This is a genomic window from Xenorhabdus thuongxuanensis, from assembly GCF_001908095.1.
GTDB lineage: Bacteria > Pseudomonadota > Gammaproteobacteria > Enterobacterales > Enterobacteriaceae > Xenorhabdus > Xenorhabdus thuongxuanensis.
On the sequence record NZ_MKGR01000019.1, the window covers coordinates 58,317 to 78,278 of the forward strand.

Below are 19,962 nucleotides of genomic sequence, written 5' to 3' on the forward strand. Positions count from 1 at the left end.
ATGACTGATAAGCGTACCCGCGGCCGTCCCTCTAAAATCGATTTATTACCGGATGCCATTCGTGATCAATTACATGCGCTGTTGCGTGATAAACGTCACACGCAAGAAGATATCCGCGCGGCCGTGAATGAGTTGATTGATGACGCTGGCCTGTCTGGAGATCTCAAAATTTCCCGGACGGGGCTTAATCGCTACGCGTCGCGTATGGAGACATTAGGCGCCAAAATTCGTGAGGGCCGCGAAATTGCGGACGTATGGGTGTCTCGTCTTGGCTCTGCCCCGACATCCGATATCGGTAAATTATTGCAGGAATTTGTGAAATCCCTCGCGTTTGAAACCAGTATGTCGCTGGCTGAAGGTGACAATGTGGTTGAACCTAAGGCGCTGGCACAGTTAGCCCTGGTTGCCGCTCGTATCGAGCAAGCCGCGATGACCAGTACCAAGCGTGAGAAAGAGATCCGTGCGGCCTTTGCGGCAGAAGCGGCAGAACAGGCAGAAAAAATCGTCAAACAGGCCGGGTTGACCGCTGACGCTGCCGCCGATATCCGCCGACAAATTTTGGGGATTGCCTGATGCAAACCACACAACAAAATCCTGCGACAGCATTTATTATCAATGCGGTGAATGACGCGACGTTTGATCCCAATGCGGTTTTGTTGGGCTATCAACGGCGCTGGATAGCGGATGATGCCGTCCTCAAGATTGCTGAAAAGTCCCGCCGGACAGGGTTAACCTGGGCGGAGGCGGCCGATGCCTCACTGACTGCCGCCCTGTCGCGTGAAGCGGGCGGCACTAACCATTTCTACATTGGATCAAATAAAGAAATGGCCCGCGAGTTTATCGACGCGGCGGCGATGTGGGCCAAAGCGTATGGGCTGGCGGCGGGCGAAGTCGGTGAGGAAGTTTTCGCCGATGAAGACAAGGATATCCTGACCTTTGTTATTTACTTCAGCAGCGGCTTTAAGGTGCAGGCGCTGTCCAGTAACCCCAAGAACCTGCGCGGGATGCAGGGCAATGTCACCATTGATGAAGCCGCCTTCCATGAGCAGCTGGCGGAAGTCCTGAAAGCCGCGCTGGCGCTGACCATGTGGGGTGCAAAGGTGCGCATCATTTCCACTCATAATGGCAATGAAAACCTGTTTAATGCGCTGATCCAGGATTCCCGCGCCGGACGCAAACGCTATTCCATTCACACTATTACGCTGGATGATGCCTGCAACGAGGGATTATATCAGCGTATCTGTCAGGTCAGACACCAGCCGTGGTCACAGGAAACCGAAGACGAATGGAAAGCCAATTTGCTGAAAGACACGGCCACGGAAGAGGATGCACTGGAAGAATATTATTGCGTGCCGAAACAAGGCTGCGGTGCCTATATTCCCCGTGTGTTGATTGACCGTGCCACCGATGAAAATTGCGTGGTTGTACGTTTCAGTATGCCAAAGGGGTACATGACATGGACAGAAGACGAGCGTGTCAGCACCGTTAAGACCTTTATTGCGGAAGCACTCACTCCCATCATTAATCAGTTTGATCCTGATACCCGTCATGCGTATGGGCAAGACTTTGCCCGCAGCGGTGACTTGTCGGTGATTGGTGCTGGCAGCGTCGAGCAAGACACCCGTCGCGTGCTAAAGCTGACCGTTGAACTGCACGATGTGCCTTATAACCAACAGCGTCAAATCGCGCTGGCCGTGATTGATACCTTACCACGTTTGGTGGGGATTGCCATTGATGCCACCGGGAACGGCGGCTACCTGGGTGAAGCGATCTTGCTGCGTTACGGGGAAGATATGGTAGATGCTATCCATATTACCGACAATTTTTACCGTGAATGGTCACCCAAATATAAGGCGTTGTATGAATCGAATGAGATCACTATCCCGAAAGACGAAGACATCATTGCCGACCAGCGCCAAATCCAGAATATTCGCGGTGTGCCTAAAATCGATAAAAACCGCCGCAAAGGGGCAGACGGTAAGACGCGCCACGGTGACAGCGCCGGCGCTTACCTGATGTTTACCCGTGCCACCTATATGGACGGCCAACTGATTGAATTTATCCCGCTGCCGGATAAGCACGCAGCCAATGATGACGATGATTTACCGAATTTTGAACGGGGGTGCTGGTGAAAATACTCAACCGACTGGTCGATGCCGTGGGGCGTCGTTTCTGGTTTAAATCCGACAGGCAAACCGATGATGAGTCCCGTATCTCACAACTCCATCGTTATTATGGTGATCATCCGGTCAGCGGCCTGACGCCTGCCCGGGCGGCGGAGATCCTGATTGATGCTGAACGCGGGCAACTGCTGGCCCAGTGCGAACTGGCGGAAGATATGGAGGAGCGAGACGCACACCTGCAATCGGAACTGGGCAAACGTCGCCGTGCCCTCCAGTCACTGGACTGGAAAATCACGCCGCCGTCGAACGCCAGCCGGGAAGAGATCCACGATGCGGAACTGCTGACTGAAATCTTGCGGGATGCAGACTGGCTGCCGGATTGCATCTTTGATGCCACTGACGCCATTTTGAAGGGATTTTCGTGCCAGGAAATCGAATGGGAAACCGTGGATGATCTGATTATTCCGCGTTCGGTGGAATGGCGTGACCCGGCGTGGTTTCAAACGCCCCAGGGTGAGCGCAACGAATTGCGCCTGCGGGATGGCACAGCCGATGGGGCCGAGCTACAACCGTTCGGCTGGATACAGCATGTGGCCAAGTCAAAATCGGGCTATCTGGCGCGTACTGGACTTATCCGTACACTGGTCTGGCCATTTATCTTCAAAAACTATTCGGTGCGTGATCTGGCTGAATTTCTGGAGATCTATGGATTACCTATCAGGGTCGGTACCTATCCTGCCGGTGCCACGGACAATGAGAAACGTACCTTGCTTCAGGCCGTCATGTCCATCGGCCATAACGCGGGCGGGATTATTCCCCGTTCGATGATGATTGATTTTAAGAACGCCGCCGATGGCACCGCCGACCCGTTTATGGGCATGATGTCATGGGCCGAGTTAAGCATGTCCAAAGCCATTCTGGGCGGCACGCTCACCAGTCAGGCTGACGGTGCGACCAGTACCAATGCGCTGGGCAATGTGCATAATGAAGTCCGGTTTGAGGTACGCAACAGCGATGCCACCCAATTGGCAGCCACGCTGACCCGTGATCTGGTTTTCCCCCTGTATGCCCTGAATTGCCAGTCATTTGATAACCAGCGTCGTAAACCTGTGTTTGAATTTGATTTGTCTGAACCCGAGGATGTCACGGCCTATGCAGCGGCCTTGCCCCAATTGGTCAGCATGGGGATGAAAATTCCGGTGCAGTGGGCGCATGACAAGCTGCAAATTCCGATGGCCGCCGATGATGAAGATTGCCTGAAATCTGCGCCGCCACCTGCACCGGATTTCTCTTCCGCCATGTTAAGTGCCCTGCCTGACGCCGTTTTGTCGGCTGATACCGCTTCCGTGTCCGTCAATACGATACCCGGTGCCGTCAGTGGGCAGGAATGGCAATCCGCGGTTGATCCCTTACTCACCCCCCTGATTCAGGCACTGGAAACAGGTGGGTATGCCGCCGCACAACAAAAAGCGGCGGAACTTTATGCCGGGATGGATGACGATCAATTGGCCGATATGTTACACCGGGCGATGTTTGTCGCTGAACTGTGGGGACGATTAAATGCCGCAACCCATTGATTTAGGCTATGCCGCCAAACTGGAGCCGAAGCTGGCGGTCGATTATTTTCGCGCCAAGGGCTATGAAATCACGTGGAACTGGCAGGAGGCTGACGCGGCAGTGCATGCACGGGCGTTTACCGTCGCCAAAGCGGCACGGTTAGATATTTTAACTACGTTACAAGAGCAGGTGGATAAGGCGAATAGCGCAGGTATCACTGAACGTGAGTTTATTAACACCCTGACACCCCGGTTACAAGAGCAGGGATGGTGGGGAAAACAGATCATTGTTGACCGTGACGGCCAGGCTGAACAGGTTCAACTGGGCAGCCCGTCACGGTTGGCGACCATCTACCGCACCAATGTGGCAACCGCCTATCAAGCCGGACGCTACCAGCAACAACTGGCCAGTGCCGATACGCACCCTTACTGGCAATATATTGCCATTATGGACGGGCGCACCCGACAGAGCCATGCTGCGATGCATGGGCGGGTATTCCGCTATGATGATCCCCTCTGGGAGAAACTCTATCCCCCCAATGACTGGGGATGCCGCTGCCGGGTACGCGCCCTGACGGCCGCGCAGGTCAAACGGATGGGGCTCACCGTCGAATCCAGCACGGGCGCTATCCGCAGTCAGCAGGTGGAAACCGGTGTCGATAAACGGACAGGCGAAATTTACCAGTCTGAAACCACCACGTTCCAGCGCGGCAGTCAAAAAATGACCACGGGCGCGGGTTGGTCAAACAATGCCGGACAACTGGCTATGGGTGCTGATATCAGCATGGCGCGAAAATTGCTCGCGTTGCAGAACCGCGAGCTGCGCCAGCAGGTGATCCAGGGACTGAATAATGCACCCGCCCGGCAACAGGCGTTTGCCCAATGGGTCGGTCAGGTTATGACACACCGCCAGACAGGCCATGGTCAGCAATCGCTGGGTTTTGTCACGGACAGCCTCGCACAGACTATCGAACAGCGGTTCGGTCAGTCGGCTCCGCGTTTACTGACCGTGACTGAAACCACCTTAACATCAGGCGGAACACTGGCGGAATACCAGTCATTGCCTGCCATTATCAGCCAGCCCGCCGCCGTGATGTTAGACAACAACCGCCAGCATTTACTGTATATCAGTGCAACCGGACGCGAAGCAGGCAGAACTGTCGTGACTGTGCCTGTCCAGCAGGGTTCAATGGAAAACCTGACCGGTCATGTGGTTGAAGTTAATGCGATCCCGCTGGCGGTATTACGCACGGGCTTACAAAATGGGCGTTATGCGTTATTGGAGGGACAGTTATGAGACTCGATGTCCGGTTTGATGACCGGGATATTCAGCAGGCCTTTCAGCGCGTGATGCAATTGGGAATGGATTCAACCCCCATTACCCGCGCAGTGGCGGCGGTATTGGCGAGTGAGAGTGAAGACGCCTTTGCCCGTCAGGCTGACCCGTCCACCGGGCAGCCGTGGACACCGTTGACACCCCGCTATAAAGCAAAATTGGACGCCCGCGGGCACACGGGACCTATGCTGCAACGCACGCAGGGCGGGCTGGCATTGTCGCTGTCTACCACCTATGATGCCGTGAGTGCGGCGATGGGTTCAAATAAGATCTACGCGCCGATCCATCAATGGGGCGGCCTGCCAACCATGTCCCCCGGTCCTGCGGCGGTGCCTGCCCGTCCTTATATGGGACTGTCCAGACAGGGAATTGCCGATATCGTGGATATCATTAACCAGCAGCACGCAGAGGCACTACAGCCCCGCTGACAGGGAATGATTCGCCTTTAACCCGTTTAAACGGTTCCTGACATTTTTAAACGGGTTTTAAACGCGCTATAGTGTTACTTGTCTCATTCCTCTTCTTTTTCCTGCCCTGTGAAGGTGTGATTTACCACAAACCCACCCTGACTGCCTTGCCGTTCACAATGGCGGTATGAAAACCCGAATCCCAACCCCAAAAAACCGGGTCGCCATTTTAAGTGCGGCGATCTCAGCCAGTACCGATGGCTGGTATCAACTGCTGCCTGCCGGGTATTTCAGCGCCCGGGATGGTCGCCCGGACGATGTGCCCGGCGGGCAGTGGTTTATCGATGCCCACATTGCCGAACAATTTATTGCGGCGACGGTGGCGATTGGCCAGCCCGTGCTGTTTGACTATAACCACGTAACGCTGAAACAGGATAGTGATGCCACGGCGTGCGCGGAAGCGCGGGCGGCGGGCTGGTTGCGTGACCCACGCAATAATATGCAATGGCGCGAGGGCGTTGGGCTATTCGTCCGGCTGTCACTGACACCGGCAGCACAGCAGGCCGTGGATAACCGCGAGTGGGCCTACCTGTCGGCCGTATTTCCGTATAACGAATCCGGCCATCCGCTCTACCTGCGGATGGGCGCATTAACCAATGATCCCGGTCTGACGGGTATGCAATCCATCGCGGCCCTGAGTGCGCAACGGGATACCCTGATTTCCCCATCCCCTATCACAGAGGACTTTCCCATGAATGACATGTTGTTGCAGGTGCTGGAGCTATTAGGCATCCCCTTGCCTGAAGACACCACCGAACTGACCGACGAAGCGGTCAGCGATTTGCTGACACAGGCACTGGCCGCGCTGGAGGCACTGAAAGCGTCCGCCCAGGTCGCCCTGGATACGCAGGCCGTGATTGAAACCACCCCGGACGCTGACGCGATCTCCACGGAAGTCACCAATCTGATTGATGACAACACCGCTGAACTCACTGAAGTGGAGCAAATTTTGGAAGAGGCAGCGCTGAACGGGGTTGATTTAACTCAATTTGTGCCCGCCCGTGCGTATAACCTGCTGGCCCGTCAGGCGGCGGTGTTAAATGCCAATGCTAAAGGCGGCAGCGCAGAAAGCATTATTGCGGCTGCTCGCCGAAGCGGACGGGTTGTCGCAGCGGAAGTGCCATACCTACGCAGTGTCTATCGTCAGCATGGCGTCGCCGCACTCAATGCCGCCATTTCCGGCCGTCGCGGTATCCCAGCCCTGACCCACCGCCAGACCACCCAACACCGCCAGCCTAACCGCGTAGCTGTGTTGTCCGCCGCCGATAAAGAAGCCGCTCGCCTGCAAGGGCTGACGACAGCGGAATTCCTGAAACGTAAACAAAAAGGAGCCAAAAAATAATGGCTATCGTAACTCCTGCGTTAATCAAGAGCCTGTTCACGGGCTGGAACGGTGACTTTCAGAACGGCCTGGACGATGCCCCGAGCCAGTATGAAAAAATTGCCACTGTGGTGCCCAGTACCACCAAATCCAATACCTATGGCTGGCTGGGTAAATTCCCGGGGATGCGGGAATGGATCGGTGATCGCGTTATCAATGACATGCAGGCACATGGCTACCAGTTGATTAACCGCCCGTTTGAAAGCACGGTCGGGGTTGATCGCGACGATATTGAAGATGACAACGTGGGAATTTATGCCCCGTTGTTTACCGAAATGGGGCGTGCGGCGGGTGTTCAGCCGGATGAGCTTTGCTTCAGTGCGCTCACTAATGGTTTCAAAACGTTCTGCTATGACAAGCAAAACTTCTTTGACACCGATCATCCGGTTTATCCGACAGTGGATGGCACAGGCGACGCAAAACACGTCAGCAATATCCTGGCGGAAGACGGCTACAAAGGGCAGCCGTGGTTTGTGCTCGACTGCTCCCGTGCCATCAAGCCGGTGATCTTCCAGCAGCGTAAGGCACCGGAAATGGTGGCAATGGACCAGGTGAATGACGAACAGAACTTCATGCGCAAGTTGATCCGTTACGGCGTCGATACGCGCTGCGAAGCGGGGTATTCCTTCTGGCAACTGGCTTATGCAGCTAAAGCCCCTTTGACGGCGGATAACGTCTGGTCAGTGATTTCCGCTATGCGTGGGTTTAAAGCCGATGGCGGACGCCCGCTGGCTATTCGTCCGACCCATCTGGTGGTGCCGCCGTCTATGGAAAAACAGGCCACGCAGTTACTGGAGCGTGAACTGACCGTGGACAGCCAGGGGGGCACCGTCAGCAACGAAATGAAGGGTCGTCTGGAACTGATTGTCGGCGATTATCTGTAACGTGTTAAACGGGGTTTACACCCCGTTTAAATCCGGTTTAACAGGAGTTGAAATGTTATGTCTGATGAAACGAATATTGCGCCGCTGCTGGATACCCTTTCGCCCCTTGAAAGGGTGGGGATCAAGGTTGTCAATACCGCGCATGATGGCTACCGGCGTGCGGGGTTGGTTCTGCAACCCGGGGAAAACAGCCTGCCGTTCGTTACGCGGGAAACCCTTCAGGCGCTGGAAGCTGACCCCCGTTTGTCTGTTACGGTTATCACGGCAGATCCTGCTGATGACCCGAAAGGGGGGCTGGATAATCAAGACATTGAAGATGCGGTAAAGGACTCATCATCCCCCGAACAGCAATCGCCAACGCAGGATAAACGAGGCAAGAAATGAGCTACGCCACACTGAGCGACATGTATGCCCGTTATAGCCGTGATGCACTCAATACCCTGACCGACAGCAAGATTGATGATTTTCACAGTCTGTCACCGGCAGCATTGCAGCGTACCCGTGAGCATTTGATCCAGATTGCGCTGGATGATGCCGCCGCCACCATTGATGGTTATATCGATGGCCGCGCGACATTGCCGTTAAAAACGGTGCCGGTTGTGTTGATCAGAATTGCCTGCGTATTGGCCCGCTTCACGCTGGAAGAGGGGGAAGCCACAGACAAAGCGACCAAAGATCAGGAAGATGCTATCCGGTTGCTGGAGAAAGTGGCGGCGGGTGATGTCAGTCTGGGGCTGAGCAAAGAAGCCGAACGTCCGGCCAGCGGGGATGTCGCTATCATCACCAGCAGCGGTAGCGTCTGGAGCCGCCCCAAATCGCGGGGATTTATCTGATGGCCATCACCAGTGATATTTCAGACAGCCTGATAACGGGCATCACCGCGTTGTTTGGCAACACCCTGCGCCGGGTGGACACCCACCCGGGGCAATGGAGTGATTCCGCCGTCAAACTCATCATTAATACGGCACCGGCGGTCTATGTCGCCTGGCTGGGCAGCCGTCAGGGGGAGATCCGCAATACCGCGATTTCCAGTTGGGGTCTCTTTGTTAGCGCCCGGGTCCTGAACGGCAGGCAAACCGATGTCCCGGGGATTTACCAAATCGTCGAGCGACTGACAGGCTGGCTGAATAACCGGCGGATGGCACCGGCGGGCACGTTCACCCTGACGCAAGTGGCCAATTTGTGGAGCGATACACAGAGCCAGGCGGGGGTGGCCGTCTATGGCCTCTATTTTGATGCGCCGCAGCCCTTGCCTGACCCCATTGATCCCAGCGAACTGGATGACTATGCCACCCATGACCAGCAATGGGCACAACCCGATGGCACGCCCGAACAGGAAGCCCTGATTTCATTACCTATTCAGGACAGGAAACACCATGACTGAACTGCATCTGAAACCCGTGAGCGGACTGATTGTCCGTGACCCCGAAACGTACCAGCCATTGTCTGCTGACGGGGAACCCAAGCCCCGCACCGCGTATTGGCTGCGTCGCCTGAAAGACGGCGACGTGACTGAAGTTGTTCCGCTTAAACTGAAGAAAGGAGCACAATAATGACGATCTCATTTAATGACATCCCGTCCAATATCCGTGTGCCACTGTGCTATATCGAATTCGATAATTCGGCCGCCGTCACCGGCACCCCGCCCACGTTGCATAAGACCTTGTTGTTAGGCTTGCGCACGGCGTCTGGCCAGGTGCCTGCCGGGCAACCGTTCCGTATTACCTCCATCAGTGCGGCTGAAGCGGCGTTTGGCCGGGGTTCTATGCTGGCTGAAATGGCCGGCGCCTTTATTCGGGGCAACGCCTTCGCCGATCTGTGGGGATTGGCAATTGACGATGATGCCAACGGGGTGAAGGCCACGGGCAAAATTCAGTTGGTGGGCAAGGCTGCCCAGACTGGCCAGATTGCCCTGATGGTGGCAGGTATGCCGATCCGTGTTACGGTCAAAGCGGGCGATGATGCCGGCGCGATGGCGGGCAAAGTGCGGGATGCCATTAACGCCAATGATAAGTTGTCGGTGACCGCCCGCAGTGAGTCACTCTCTGATACCGTGCTGTTAACTGCCAAATGGTCCGGTGCCACGGGCAATGATATTGATGTCCGGGTGAACTACTACGACGGTGAGATGCTGCCTGCGGGGATCAATGTCGGCATCACCCCGTTGAGTGGCGCGACGGGCAACCCGGATTTGACACCGGCGATTACCGCCTTTGGCGATACCTGGTGGAACTATATCGTTAACCCGTTTACGGATACTTTCAATTTAAACCTGCTGCGTGACGAACTGAAGCACCGTTGGGGGCCACTGAAAATGATTGACGGCCTGTGCTGGATGGCGAAGCGTGGCACGCTGGCGCAAACGTCAACCTTTGGTACGGCTCGCAATGATTATCTGTTTTCCACCCTGGCAACGGGCATTTCGCCGCAGCCAGCGTACCTGTGGGCCGCCACGCTGGCCGGGGTGGCTGTCGGGTCACTGAGTATTGATCCGGCGCGTCCCCTGCAAACGCTGCAATTGCCGGGCATTCTTCCCCCTGCACGCGGTGACCGTTGGGCGCTGAACGAACGCAACTTATTGTTGTATGACGGTATTTCCACGTTCACGGTGGATACCGGCGGTAATGTGCAGATTGAACGCATGATCACCATGTACCGCCAGAATGCGTTTGGCGACCCTGACCCCAGTTATCTGGATGTGGAAACCATCGCGACCCTGTCCTATCTGCGTTATGCCACCCGGGTACGGATCACCCAGAAATACCCGCGCCACAAACTGGCGAACGACGGCACCCGTATCAGTGCCGGGCAGGCGGTGGTGACGCCGTCAGTCATTCGCACGGAATTGCTGGCGTTGTTCACCGAACATGAATTTGCGGGACTCGTTGAAGATTTTGATCTGTTCAAGCAAACGCTGATTGTGGAGCGGGACAAAAACGACCGTAACCGCCTGAACGTGCGCAGCAATCCAGACCTGGTTAACCAGTTCCGCATTTATGCCCATGCCATCCAGTTTATTTTATAAAGAGGATATCACCTATGGCCGGTCCATATCAGTATACGGGCATTGCCTATATTCACCTCAACGGAAAAGAGTTGCCGTCCAAAGAGGGCGCTACATTAACACCGGGTGGCGTCAGCCGTGATCCAGTGATTGGTGCCCGCGTTTACGGCTGGCAGCAGACCCCCAAAGAAGCCCGGCTGAGTTGTACTATCCCTCAGGGGCCGGGTGTCAGCTTGTTTACCATTAAGAACGCCGTTGATGCCACCATTTCATTTGAATGTGATACGGGTGAAAAATTCATGCTGGCCAATGCCTGGTGTGATGGCAATACCACGCTGACCAGCAAGGGCGAAATTTCCGCCGAATTTATCGCCGTGGAATGTAAGGAGATCTAAGCAATGCACTTTGAATTAAAACACGGCCTGGCTTATGGCAAGGGGGATGAGACTGAACTGCAATTTGAGGTTGAGCTGCGCCCATTGACCGCCGGTGACCTGATTGATGCCGAAGCGGCCAGCGAGCGGGTGGTGGTCACGGCCAATGGCCCCACCCTGCTGTCCAGTCCCTCCCGGATGGGATACGAACTGCTGCGCCGTACCATTGCCCGTATCGGTAAAATTAACGGCCCGATCCCGTTAGATATGCTGAAAACCCTGCATCAGGATGATTTGGAACGGATCGCGTCCCACGCTGACCTGCACCGCACCGCAGCCCTGGAGACGGCGGCACGGATGGCCGACGAGGGGCGATAGTTTGCAGTGCGTTCGTGCCGTTGAACGCACTGCATTGTATGTTGGCCAGCGCCTGCGGGGTGGTCCTGCCTGGGCGTTGGCGTTATCCCTGCCGAAACTGCGGCTGTATTCATCCTGGCTGGAGAAACGTTAATGACCACACGTAACCGTACCCAGTTTATTGTGGATTTGGTGGGCAATGTTGCCCAACGCGCCCGCCAGTTTGGGGCCAGTATCCGCCGGTTTGGTGCTGAAGGCAGCCGCTCTATGCGGTTGTTTTCCAGTGCGGTCACGGGGGCCAATGGACTGCTGGATAAATTTGATAACCGCCTGATGGGGTTTGTGACCGGGGGTGGTCTGGCGATGGCCGCCAAGAAAGTGGCCGACAGCCAGCAGCAGATGACCGAACTGGGCACACGTTATAACCTGACGGCTGACCAGGTCAATGCCCTGGATGACGCCATCACCAAAGTGGCGGGTCGCCGTAAGCTGACCACCGACGATTTAACCACGGCGGCCTCGGCCTTTCTGGAACAGACCAACAATCTGGATGCGACACTGGCACATCTGGATAACCTGGCCCTGGGTATCAACGGCATCAAAATGGAAGCCACCGCCGCCGGGACAGAACTGGGGGCGATGTTTAATGTTGGCTACCAGTCGCCAGAAAAAATGCAGCACTGGCTGGATGGGATTGCATCAGCCAGCCAATACGGCACCGGCAATATTACCGACCAGCTCAGTGCCTTACGGGGACTGGGTAAAGATACCCAGTGGAAATCACAGACAGACCAGCAGCAGATGCTGGCCTTGATCCGGGTTGCCAATGCGGAATTTAATGACCCAGGTCAGGCCGCCGCTGCCGTGCAGGGATATTTCGACGTCATTAAAGATCCGGAAAAATTAAAAACACTCTGGCAACGTGGCAGGATTAAACCCACAGATAAAAATGGGCAACTGAAACAACCCGCTGATCTGCTGTTTGACATTGGCAAACGCGCCTATCAAAAAGAAGGTAACCTAAAAGAAGTTTTTGATGGCGATACGCTGAAATTAGCAATGGTGTTTGCTGACGCTAAGAAGCGGGATTTGGCAAAAACGATTGCCAACCCGACCAATATCCAGGCGGGATTGCTGGAAGAGAAAGCTACCCAAAACGTCCAGACCCTGAATGCCGCCTTGATTTCGCTTGCCAATGCGGGAGAGCGGTTTGCGCAGCTCAGATTGGCTAAGCCTGTTCAGGAACTGGCGGATGCCATCAATGATCTGACGCCTGAAGAGCTGGACAAATACGCCGCGACGATTGAGAAAGCCGCGATGGCCATTGGCACTGCGGTGGCCGCCCGTTATGCCTGGCGGGCAGGACAAAAAATCTTTAACTATGCCCAGTACATCAAAAATGGCCCGGGTGCCGGAGGGGCTGGCGGTAATGGTGGTGGGGGTCTTGGTAGTGATGGCACTGAGGTTGTCCCTGTCTATGTGACTAACTGGCAAGATCAAAACAAGGGTAATAACAATAATGGAAATGGTGGTGGGCCAGATAATCGCCGGGGGTGGCGTAATAGTGTACGGGGTTCTGCGATATCATCTGTGGCTTCTCTTCCTCTTTTATCTTCTGAGGAAGGGACTGAAAACCTGCAAAAACATCTGGACAAGATGGCTGAAGAATATCCCCATGCCGAAAAAGGGCCGGGCTGGTTACCTGCCCCCCTGACTAACTGGTGGTATGAACGCGATGAGAAGATTAAAACAGAGGGCGTTAAACCGTCATCTTACCTCACGGGAAACTGGGGTGATGACCTCAATAAGAATACCAATACTGAAGGTGTAAAACGTCCACCTTATTTAACGGGAGAACAACCAAACTTACCCGGGAACTGGCCGGCTGAAAAACCCGCTCCTACCGAAAAACAACCGGATTGGCCTGTTCCTCCGAACAATTGGTGGAATGACCTCGATAAGCATGCCAATACAGAGGGGGTTAAACCCCCACCGTATCTAACGAACGAACGGCCAAACGCCTTCGGAAACTGGCCGGATTATCTGGTTGATCGTCTGGCGGTGTCACAGCAGCAACCTGAGCCTCCGCCGGCTAAACCTGCGGAGGGTAAAATCACCGTCGTAGTTGAATCCGCTGACGATTTACGGGTCAAAACTCAATCCGTTCAGGCGGAGAATATCGATTTACGGGTCAACACCGGCTACAGCTATGGGAGAACGTATTAATGTTTGATCAATTTATGACGTTGTTTGATGACACCTCATGGCGCAGCCGCATCGGCACGGGCAAAGGCACCTTTCGTAATGTGCCATTTTATATCATTGATGATGCCACCGTGTCCGGTGGGCGTCGGGTCGTTCGTCATGAGTACCCGCTGCGGGATGATGGCGAAACAGAAGATATGGGCTTGAGTACGCGGGAATACTCATTCACCGCAGTCGTATTCGGTGACAACTATTTTGAGCAGCGTGATGCGCTGATTACTGCATTGGAAAAAGCCGAACCCGGTGAAATTGATCATCCGTATTACGGCAAACAGCAGGTGCAAATTGAAACCTACACCGTCCGTGAATCTTGTTACACCGGCGGGGTTGCGTTGTTTTCCGTGACGTTTGTTCCGGCACTCGATAATACAGCGCCCATCGTCGCACAACAACCGGAACTGAACGGTGAATCGTTGACCGACAGCATACTGGCGGATATTACGGCGAACTGGGAAACATTTAAGGATACGGTTAATCAGGCCACTGAACGTCTGAACGCCATTGAAAATACCATCAATACCATTGTTAACGGCATTCGCAGTCTGCCCGCTAACTCGGGTATGAATCAATTGTTGGGTGCGGCGCTGGGATTGAAAGGTGCCCTGAAAAATTTGATCAATGCGCCTGCACAGTTGTTTGGCACTATCAGCGACCTGATTTCCGGCATGGCCGAGGTTGCCACACCCGACATTGCCCATCGGGCATTACGTAAAACGTCCAGTGGTATTCAGTCACAATTTCGCTCCAATGTGCCCGCAGTGGCCCAGCTTCAACATGTGATAAATACCACGACAGGCATTTTTATTGCAAAAGAGTTAGCCATCTTAAATTTGAATGCGGCCGCCGCGACTGCACGGAGTCAGCAACTGGCGCCTGCGTTAACGCGGGCACTGTCTCAACGGGGTTTCATACCACTGCAATCTGTTAATGGTGTGTTACAAGCACGGGGTACATTTATTCCTGGTATTCCTGGCACAACGGTTATTCCGGGTACAACGATTACTCCAGGCACAACAGTTACCCCAGGTACAACAGTTACCCCAGGTGTCGCTGCAATGACTTCCGGTATCACACCTTTTATCCCAGAATTGGCTCAAAATACCCTCATTCCTTTGATAGAAACCGTGGCGGATGTTCGCCAGACCATTGCCGAACTGGATGACACCTTCATGCAACTGATAGTCGAAACCGGGGATTTAGGCTGGTTCCGTACATCAGACCAGTTACGTGATTTTCGTATTGTCTGGATGCAACAGGTGCAGGTGACGGCCAGTGCCTTACCCACTGCCCGATCTGTTCAGGTGATGGGCACTGAACCTGCCCTGGTCACACTACACCGCGAGACAGGCAGTGTCGCGCAAATTAACCGATTTATCCGCCGCAATGGCATTCGTCACCCCGCGTTCGTCTCGGGTGGGGTAGATGTTGAGGTGATCTATGGCTAATACCATCGAGTTGATTCTGGGCAATAAAATCTATTCCGGCTGGAAAACGTTGGATGTCACCCGCAGTCTGGAAGACATGTCCGGCCAGTTTAGTCTGGGCATTACCGTCAGAAACACTGATTCACCGCTGGTACTGACGCCCGGTCATGCCTGCCAGTTGGCAATCAACGGCCAGCGGGTGGTGACGGGTTATGTTGACGCGGTTGACGTCGGTATTAATACGGATGAACGCACGATTACATTATCCGGCCGGGACAAGACCGGCGACCTGGTTGACTGTGCCGCCATGCATGGCAAGGGCCAGTGTCGCAATGTCAGTCTGGAAACCATCGCCAAAGATCTGTGCCAGCCGTTCGGGGTTACCGTTCGCTGGCTGGTTAAGGATGCCGCCGCCGCTACCGCATTTCGTCAGTGGCAGATCGAACCGGGTGAAACCGTTTTTGACAACCTGTCCCGAGCGGCTCGGCATCGGGGCGTGATAGTCACCAGCAATGCCGCAGGCGAACTGGTTTTTACCACCGCAGGCAGTCAGTCCGTAGCCGCGCTAGTCTTGGGCAATACCCAGCATACTGGCGTCAAAATCAAAACCCTGGATACGTCATTATCCTGGCATGATCGGTTTAGTCTCTACCGCGTCAAAGGGGCATCGGCGGCGGGTGGTCGCTGGGGTGAAACCCAAACCCCGGTACAATCAACGGCCATTTATATGGATGCGCGAGATCCTGCCATTACCCGTTACCGCCCGACTATTTTTTTGGCCGATGACAACATGACGAAAGCCAAAGGCACCGCCCGCGCAGCGTGGGAACAAAAGCGGGCAATGGCGCATTCCACAACTGCAACCGTGGGTGTTCGGGGCTGGTTTAAACCGGATGGCCAACTCTGGCAACCCAATGAAATGGTGCAATTACAGGCTCCTCAAGCAGGATTTCCCGATGATCCATTGTTGATCGTTGCCGTTAATTACCTGCTGGATAGCGATAACGGTACGATAACCCGGCTGGAATTGATGCCCCGCGATGGATTCACCGAACCCGCCGACCCAGAAAAGAAAGTTCAACAAGATGTCAGGTGGAAACCATGATAGCGCAATTCAATAAATTTACCGCGAGCCTGTCCCGCCGTATCCGACTGCTGATATCACGTGGCGTAGTGAACGTCGTTAATGATGCCCTCAAGCAACAAAATATTCAGGTATCGTTATTGGCTGAAGAGACGGCGGATGATGTCGAGCGGTTCCAGAACTACGGGCAGACCAGCGTTCCGCCCGCGGGTAGCGAAGCCATTGTGGTGTCGGTGGGCGGCGTTCGCCAGCACCTGGTTGCCATTGCCGTAGATAACCGCAGTTGCCGTCTGGGGAACCTTCAGAGTGGGGACAGTGCCGTCTATCATCTGGAAGGGCATCACATTCTGCTGACCGAAAATGGCGTTATTCGCATTCAGTGCAAACGGCTGGAGGTGGTGGCTGAAGAGCATATTGTGTTTGATACGCCACAAACCCAATTTACGGGCAATGTGGATATAGTCGGCGTCAGTCAGGCTAAAGATCATCTGTCAGGGTCAGGCCAAACGAGTGGTAAAAACCATACCCATACTGAACATGACGGATACAGTACGAGCAAACCCCGATGAATGCAACCAATGATATCGCATTACAGTGGCAAATCAACGGTGCAGATATTGTTATCGATAATGCGGATATTGCCCTGGATACCACATTCAGCACGGCGGTCATCATTTCATTATTCACTGACCGTCGGGCGCTGGACTCAGACGAACTACCCACAGGTGCAGGCACTGACAGGCGCGGTTGGTGGGGCGATACCTTTAACGATCGTCCCATTGGCAGCCGGCTTTGGCTGCTCGCCCGTGAAAAGCAACTGGCTGCCGTTCTGCACCGTGCCAAAGCCTATGCTGACGAGGCACTGGCCTGGCTGATTGAGGATGGTCACGTGAAAAAAATTGACGTTAAGGCGACGGCACCTGAATCGGGTGTTTTGCTATTGACCGTCACTCTCACGTTATTCGATGGCAGCGTGCTGCCGATGCCCTTTAAAACCCATTTAAGCAGGATTTAAATGCCGTATAACGCCCCCTCACTGTCAAAATTGATCGCCCGCAATCAGGCCGATATTGAAAGCCGGTTGCGGGGAACGTATGCCCGTACCGCATTCAGGGCAACCAATGCTATCGCGTATGCCAATGCCGGCAATGCTGCCGGACTGCATGACCACGTAGCCTGGACCAGCCGTCAGGTGGTTCCGCATCTTGCCGATGATGATAAGTTGCTGGAACACTGCGAGTTCTGGGGCGTCTGGCGCAAAGCGGCCACGAATGCCAACGGCACATTGACCGTAACCGTTTCGGCGGATACGTTAATTCCCGACGGGACACGCTGGCAGCGTCCCGATGGTATCACGTTTGAATCTACTGAGATTGTTTATGCGGTGACCGGTGATAACGCCGTCTCTGTGAGCGCTATTGAGGCAGGTCGCCAGGGGAACACGGCTGAAGGCGTGCCACTGGAATTAATTTCGCCTGTGGTGAATGTGCAAACGCAGGCTATCTGTCGATATATCGGCGGCGGTGCTGAACAGGAGTCTATTGATTCGCTACGTTCCCGACTGTTGTTCCGGGTGCAATATCCGCCGTCAGGGGGTAACCAGTATGACTATGAACGCTGGGCGCTGGAAGTACCGGGTGTCACCCGTGCCTGGTGTATTCCCCGCTATCGTGGGCATGGTACGGTCGGTGTGATGTTCGTCATGGATGAAGAGCCTAATATCTTCCCCGGTGCAGACGATCTAAACAGAGTCAACGACTATCTGACCGGACATATCAACCCGGTGACCAACCAGGTGGAAGGAAAGACCACAGGCGCAGAGCTTATCGTGATGAGTCCCATTGCAAAAGTCATTAACTTTGTTATTCGTTTATCCCCCAATACGGAAGAAGTGCGTAATGCTGTTAAAGCGAACTTAAAAATCTATCTGGAAAGCCTGCGTCCCGGTGGTCTTTCCTTCTTGTCTGAAATCCGTGCAACGGTTTCTAACACATCGGGTGAGATTGATAACACGGTAATCAGCCCGGCCAGCGATATTCATGCGGTAGAAAATGAGATTTTCGTGTTGGGAGAGATCACATGGCGATGACAGCCAAAGATTACCAACGCGCCGGGCTGCAATTGTTACCGAACGGTTTAGCCTGGTCAAAAGACCCTGACGGCAATCTGGCCAAGCTGATGCTGGCAACCGGGGAAGAGTTTGCCCGGGTGGACGCCATTAATGCCGCTTTGTTAGAAGAGATCTACGCCGACCGGGCGTTTATGTTACTGGAAGACTGGGAAGAGTTTGCCGGGTTGCCTGACTGTAGCATTGACAAAGAATCATCAATTAACAGCCGCCGCCAAGCCGTCAAAGCTAAGCTAATTATGTCCGGCAGCTTGTGTAATCAGTTCTATGAACGACTAGCCGCCGACCGTGGCTATCGTGTCAAACTGGAAGAACGTTACCCCCATCACTGTCTGCGCGACTGTAATTATCCTATTTACCCCGATATCAACTGGTTTCGCGTGTTTGTCCATGTAGCCGATCGGCAGACACATTTTGCGACCGTTCTGGACAACTGCCAGCAACGCCTGCGCATTGCTGACGCTGCCGATCTGGAATGTCTATTGGAACGTTATGCGCCAGCCGAAACTGAATTTGTTTTTATTTATGAGTGAGGAATAACGATGTTCGGACTTGATAACCCGTCAGGTATCAGCGTGATGCCTGCCATCACCCCAACCAATAATTCCACACCCCAGTGGTTTACTGAAGGGGGCGCTGGATTAAGTGCCAGTTATCCAGGGCAAGAATGGTTTAACCAGATTCAGGCGGAATTGCTGAATGTGCTGAAAGAAGCTGGTGTTACACCAGATAAAAGTAAGCTAAATCAATTATCGGTAGCGATAAAGGCAATTGTTGCCAAAGGCTGGCTGGAAAAATCCAAGAATGGCGCCGATATTCTGGATAAACCGGAGTTTGTGAAAAACCTCGGTTTGGCAGAAACAGTGGAACGGGTGGAAAATGCGAAATTTGTGGTTGAACGCGGGCGAAACGCGTTGGGTACGTGGGTGATATGGTCAGATGGTGCGATTGAATTATTTGGTCTGGGTTCACCGATAGCGGGATTAGCGACAGTCCGTTTCCCCATAGAACTACCCAGTACCTCGTATTATATCAGCATAGCTGAACGTATTGCCTATGACACAACGGAGAATGTTGCTCATATATCAATGGTTATTGATAGAACGTTAACCCGTTCTGGTTTTAATGCGCGCTGTCAGGTATCGAATGGGGGGGCATCAGGCAGTAGTTTTTCATGGAGAATCTATTATGCGCCGTTTTAATCCCAAAACGCTGACTGAGGTTTTACCCGCAATTCACGATACAGAGGGATCAATTGAACTACCGGATGATTGTTGGTTTTTCCGAGAACGAGAAATACCACAGGGGAAACTGTTATCAGTTAATGAGGCAGGGAAACCTATTTTGATTGATGTGCCAACCGAATAACAATCAAGGGGCACTATGCCCCTGATTGTTATTCTGGTGCTTTAGGCCAGTCAATGTTGGGTGCTGTCGAACAGTCTACACGGTTCAATAACACCATGTATTTTTTCCACGTGATCAGTGTCGATTGCTCGCTATCCGTTTCCATTTTCAGATCTACAGCATATTGCAACGGCGTAATGGTATTTGCAGCCTGAGACATTAGATAGCGTTT

Annotated in this window: 26 protein-coding genes; 24 read left to right on the top strand and 2 right to left on the bottom strand. The window is 53.9% G+C overall.

The features are described from left to right. The 20 genes from Xentx_RS12770 (at position 1) to Xentx_RS12860 (ending at position 17,270) form a co-directional block, all read left to right on the top strand. Positions 1-573, top strand: coding sequence for a DUF3486 family protein (locus Xentx_RS12770; RefSeq protein WP_415843321.1), 573 nt, complete (start codon positions 1-3; stop codon positions 571-573). Then, positions 573-2,132 (top strand): terminase large subunit domain-containing protein, encoded by a 1,560-nt coding sequence (locus Xentx_RS12775; RefSeq protein WP_139292492.1) that lies wholly within the window; start codon positions 573-575, stop codon positions 2,130-2,132. The genes Xentx_RS12770 and Xentx_RS12775 overlap by 1 nt, the downstream gene beginning before the upstream one ends. Further along, the gene (locus Xentx_RS12780; RefSeq protein WP_415843320.1) at positions 2,129-3,700 is read left to right on the top strand and encodes a DUF935 domain-containing protein; all 1,572 of its coding nucleotides are present in this window, start codon (positions 2,129-2,131) and stop codon (positions 3,698-3,700) included. The genes Xentx_RS12775 and Xentx_RS12780 overlap by 4 nt, the downstream gene beginning before the upstream one ends. Continuing rightward, positions 3,684-4,976 carry a phage head morphogenesis protein gene (locus Xentx_RS12785; protein ID WP_074020608.1) on the top strand — a complete coding sequence of 431 codons (1,293 nt, stop codon included), beginning with the start codon at positions 3,684-3,686 and terminating at the stop codon, positions 4,974-4,976. Before Xentx_RS12780 ends, Xentx_RS12785 begins: the two co-directional genes overlap by 17 nt. Positions 4,977-5,041: 65 nt before the next feature. Further along, positions 5,042-5,443: a phage virion morphogenesis protein gene (locus Xentx_RS12790; RefSeq protein ID WP_244149860.1), complete on the top strand. Its 402-nt coding sequence runs from the start codon at positions 5,042-5,044 to the stop codon at positions 5,441-5,443. A 166-nt stretch (positions 5,444-5,609) separates the two neighbouring features. Then, positions 5,610-6,824 carry a phage protease gene (locus Xentx_RS12795; protein ID WP_074020610.1) on the top strand — a complete coding sequence of 405 codons (1,215 nt, stop codon included), beginning with the start codon at positions 5,610-5,612 and terminating at the stop codon, positions 6,822-6,824. Further along, complete coding sequence (locus Xentx_RS12800; RefSeq protein ID WP_074020611.1) at positions 6,824-7,747, top strand: Mu-like prophage major head subunit gpT family protein; 924 nt, start codon at positions 6,824-6,826, stop codon at positions 7,745-7,747. The genes Xentx_RS12795 and Xentx_RS12800 overlap by 1 nt, the downstream gene beginning before the upstream one ends. Before the next feature lie 57 nt (positions 7,748-7,804). Then, complete coding sequence (locus Xentx_RS12805) at positions 7,805-8,131, top strand: HI1506-related protein (RefSeq protein WP_074020612.1); 327 nt, start codon at positions 7,805-7,807, stop codon at positions 8,129-8,131. Beyond that, the gene (locus tag Xentx_RS12810; RefSeq protein WP_074020613.1) at positions 8,128-8,580 is read left to right on the top strand and encodes a gp436 family protein; all 453 of its coding nucleotides are present in this window, start codon (positions 8,128-8,130) and stop codon (positions 8,578-8,580) included. Before Xentx_RS12805 ends, Xentx_RS12810 begins: the two co-directional genes overlap by 4 nt. Beyond that, positions 8,580-9,131: a DUF1834 family protein gene (locus tag Xentx_RS12815; RefSeq protein ID WP_074020614.1), complete on the top strand. Its 552-nt coding sequence runs from the start codon at positions 8,580-8,582 to the stop codon at positions 9,129-9,131. Before Xentx_RS12810 ends, Xentx_RS12815 begins: the two co-directional genes overlap by 1 nt. Continuing rightward, complete coding sequence (locus Xentx_RS12820) at positions 9,124-9,300, top strand: DUF2635 domain-containing protein (protein ID WP_074020615.1); 177 nt, start codon at positions 9,124-9,126, stop codon at positions 9,298-9,300. The genes Xentx_RS12815 and Xentx_RS12820 overlap by 8 nt, the downstream gene beginning before the upstream one ends. Beyond that, complete coding sequence (locus Xentx_RS12825) at positions 9,300-10,772, top strand: phage tail sheath subtilisin-like domain-containing protein (protein ID WP_074020616.1); 1,473 nt, start codon at positions 9,300-9,302, stop codon at positions 10,770-10,772. The genes Xentx_RS12820 and Xentx_RS12825 overlap by 1 nt, the downstream gene beginning before the upstream one ends. Positions 10,773-10,786: 14 nt before the next feature. Beyond that, positions 10,787-11,146, top strand: coding sequence for a phage tail tube protein (locus Xentx_RS12830; RefSeq protein ID WP_074020617.1), 360 nt, complete (start codon positions 10,787-10,789; stop codon positions 11,144-11,146). A 3-nt stretch (positions 11,147-11,149) separates the two neighbouring features. Then, the gene (locus tag Xentx_RS12835; protein ID WP_074020618.1) at positions 11,150-11,503 is read left to right on the top strand and encodes a phage tail assembly protein; all 354 of its coding nucleotides are present in this window, start codon (positions 11,150-11,152) and stop codon (positions 11,501-11,503) included. Between the two features lies 1 nt (position 11,504). Continuing rightward, positions 11,505-11,636, top strand: coding sequence for a hypothetical protein (locus tag Xentx_RS19840; protein WP_279625093.1), 132 nt, complete (start codon positions 11,505-11,507; stop codon positions 11,634-11,636). Further along, positions 11,636-13,708 carry a hypothetical protein gene (locus Xentx_RS12840; RefSeq protein ID WP_074020619.1) on the top strand — a complete coding sequence of 691 codons (2,073 nt, stop codon included), beginning with the start codon at positions 11,636-11,638 and terminating at the stop codon, positions 13,706-13,708. The genes Xentx_RS19840 and Xentx_RS12840 overlap by 1 nt, the downstream gene beginning before the upstream one ends. Next, positions 13,708-15,192 (top strand): DNA circularization protein, encoded by a 1,485-nt coding sequence (locus tag Xentx_RS12845; protein ID WP_074020620.1) that lies wholly within the window; start codon positions 13,708-13,710, stop codon positions 15,190-15,192. The genes Xentx_RS12840 and Xentx_RS12845 overlap by 1 nt, the downstream gene beginning before the upstream one ends. Next, on the top strand, positions 15,185-16,276 hold the full coding sequence (locus Xentx_RS12850) for a phage baseplate assembly protein (protein WP_074020621.1): 1,092 nt from the start codon (positions 15,185-15,187) through the stop codon (positions 16,274-16,276). Before Xentx_RS12845 ends, Xentx_RS12850 begins: the two co-directional genes overlap by 8 nt. After that, positions 16,273-16,824, top strand: coding sequence for a phage baseplate assembly protein V (locus Xentx_RS12855; RefSeq protein WP_074020622.1), 552 nt, complete (start codon positions 16,273-16,275; stop codon positions 16,822-16,824). The genes Xentx_RS12850 and Xentx_RS12855 overlap by 4 nt, the downstream gene beginning before the upstream one ends. After that, entirely contained in the window at positions 16,821-17,270 is a 450-nt protein-coding gene (locus tag Xentx_RS12860) for a phage GP46 family protein (protein WP_074020623.1), read from the top strand. The genes Xentx_RS12855 and Xentx_RS12860 overlap by 4 nt, the downstream gene beginning before the upstream one ends. Positions 17,271-17,294: 24 nt before the next feature. On the opposite strand, the gene Xentx_RS19600 is transcribed toward Xentx_RS12860, so the two are convergent. Then, positions 17,295-17,459: a hypothetical protein gene (locus Xentx_RS19600; protein ID WP_244149865.1), complete on the bottom strand. Its 165-nt coding sequence runs from the start codon at positions 17,457-17,459 to the stop codon at positions 17,295-17,297. Here Xentx_RS19600 and Xentx_RS12865 point away from each other — a divergent pair. The 4 genes from Xentx_RS12865 to Xentx_RS12880 are packed head-to-tail and all read left to right on the top strand — an operon-like array spanning position 17,448 to position 19,751. Further along, complete coding sequence (locus Xentx_RS12865; protein WP_244149864.1) at positions 17,448-18,344, top strand: baseplate J/gp47 family protein; 897 nt, start codon at positions 17,448-17,450, stop codon at positions 18,342-18,344. The genes Xentx_RS19600 and Xentx_RS12865 overlap by 12 nt on opposite strands. Continuing rightward, positions 18,335-18,916, top strand: a complete 582-nt coding sequence (locus Xentx_RS12870) for a YmfQ family protein (RefSeq protein WP_074020625.1) — start codon at positions 18,335-18,337, stop codon at positions 18,914-18,916. The genes Xentx_RS12865 and Xentx_RS12870 overlap by 10 nt, the downstream gene beginning before the upstream one ends. Positions 18,917-18,925: 9 nt before the next feature. Next, on the top strand, positions 18,926-19,585 hold the full coding sequence (locus tag Xentx_RS19605; protein ID WP_244149862.1) for a hypothetical protein: 660 nt from the start codon (positions 18,926-18,928) through the stop codon (positions 19,583-19,585). Further along, positions 19,572-19,751, top strand: a complete 180-nt coding sequence (locus Xentx_RS12880; RefSeq protein WP_074020626.1) for a hypothetical protein — start codon at positions 19,572-19,574, stop codon at positions 19,749-19,751. The genes Xentx_RS19605 and Xentx_RS12880 overlap by 14 nt, the downstream gene beginning before the upstream one ends. Before the next feature lie 28 nt (positions 19,752-19,779). Here Xentx_RS12880 and Xentx_RS12885 read toward each other — a convergent pair. Then, on the bottom strand, positions 19,780-19,962 hold a 183-nt coding region (locus Xentx_RS12885), incomplete at its 5' end, for a tail fiber assembly protein (RefSeq protein ID WP_244149863.1).

What these genes read in the sequence shown, in the direction of transcription:
- Xentx_RS12770 (WP_415843321.1), top strand. Translation starts at nt 1, where the DNA reads ATGACTGATAAGCGTACCCGCGGCCGTCCCTCTAAAATCGATTTATTA.
- Xentx_RS12775 (WP_139292492.1), top strand. Translation starts at nt 573, where the DNA reads ATGCAAACCACACAACAAAATCCTGCGACAGCATTTATTATCAATGCG.
- Xentx_RS12785 (WP_074020608.1), top strand. Translation starts at nt 3,684, where the DNA reads ATGCCGCAACCCATTGATTTAGGCTATGCCGCCAAACTGGAGCCGAAG.
- Xentx_RS12790 (WP_244149860.1), top strand. Translation starts at nt 5,042, where the DNA reads ATGGATTCAACCCCCATTACCCGCGCAGTGGCGGCGGTATTGGCGAGT.
- Xentx_RS12795 (WP_074020610.1), top strand. Translation starts at nt 5,610, where the DNA reads ATGAAAACCCGAATCCCAACCCCAAAAAACCGGGTCGCCATTTTAAGT.
- Xentx_RS12800 (WP_074020611.1), top strand. Translation starts at nt 6,824, where the DNA reads ATGGCTATCGTAACTCCTGCGTTAATCAAGAGCCTGTTCACGGGCTGG.
- Xentx_RS12805 (WP_074020612.1), top strand. Translation starts at nt 7,805, where the DNA reads ATGTCTGATGAAACGAATATTGCGCCGCTGCTGGATACCCTTTCGCCC.
- Xentx_RS12810 (WP_074020613.1), top strand. Translation starts at nt 8,128, where the DNA reads ATGAGCTACGCCACACTGAGCGACATGTATGCCCGTTATAGCCGTGAT.
- Xentx_RS12815 (WP_074020614.1), top strand. Translation starts at nt 8,580, where the DNA reads ATGGCCATCACCAGTGATATTTCAGACAGCCTGATAACGGGCATCACC.
- Xentx_RS12820 (WP_074020615.1), top strand. Translation starts at nt 9,124, where the DNA reads ATGACTGAACTGCATCTGAAACCCGTGAGCGGACTGATTGTCCGTGAC.
- Xentx_RS12825 (WP_074020616.1), top strand. Translation starts at nt 9,300, where the DNA reads ATGACGATCTCATTTAATGACATCCCGTCCAATATCCGTGTGCCACTG.
- Xentx_RS12830 (WP_074020617.1), top strand. Translation starts at nt 10,787, where the DNA reads ATGGCCGGTCCATATCAGTATACGGGCATTGCCTATATTCACCTCAAC.
- Xentx_RS12835 (WP_074020618.1), top strand. Translation starts at nt 11,150, where the DNA reads ATGCACTTTGAATTAAAACACGGCCTGGCTTATGGCAAGGGGGATGAG.
- Xentx_RS12840 (WP_074020619.1), top strand. Translation starts at nt 11,636, where the DNA reads ATGACCACACGTAACCGTACCCAGTTTATTGTGGATTTGGTGGGCAAT.
- Xentx_RS12845 (WP_074020620.1), top strand. Translation starts at nt 13,708, where the DNA reads ATGTTTGATCAATTTATGACGTTGTTTGATGACACCTCATGGCGCAGC.
- Xentx_RS12850 (WP_074020621.1), top strand. Translation starts at nt 15,185, where the DNA reads ATGGCTAATACCATCGAGTTGATTCTGGGCAATAAAATCTATTCCGGC.
- Xentx_RS12855 (WP_074020622.1), top strand. Translation starts at nt 16,273, where the DNA reads ATGATAGCGCAATTCAATAAATTTACCGCGAGCCTGTCCCGCCGTATC.
- Xentx_RS12860 (WP_074020623.1), top strand. Translation starts at nt 16,821, where the DNA reads ATGAATGCAACCAATGATATCGCATTACAGTGGCAAATCAACGGTGCA.
- Xentx_RS19600 (WP_244149865.1), bottom strand. Translation starts at nt 17,459, where the DNA reads ATGCGGAACCACCTGACGGCTGGTCCAGGCTACGTGGTCATGCAGTCC.
- Xentx_RS12870 (WP_074020625.1), top strand. Translation starts at nt 18,335, where the DNA reads ATGGCGATGACAGCCAAAGATTACCAACGCGCCGGGCTGCAATTGTTA.
- Xentx_RS19605 (WP_244149862.1), top strand. Translation starts at nt 18,926, where the DNA reads ATGTTCGGACTTGATAACCCGTCAGGTATCAGCGTGATGCCTGCCATC.
- Xentx_RS12880 (WP_074020626.1), top strand. Translation starts at nt 19,572, where the DNA reads ATGCGCCGTTTTAATCCCAAAACGCTGACTGAGGTTTTACCCGCAATT.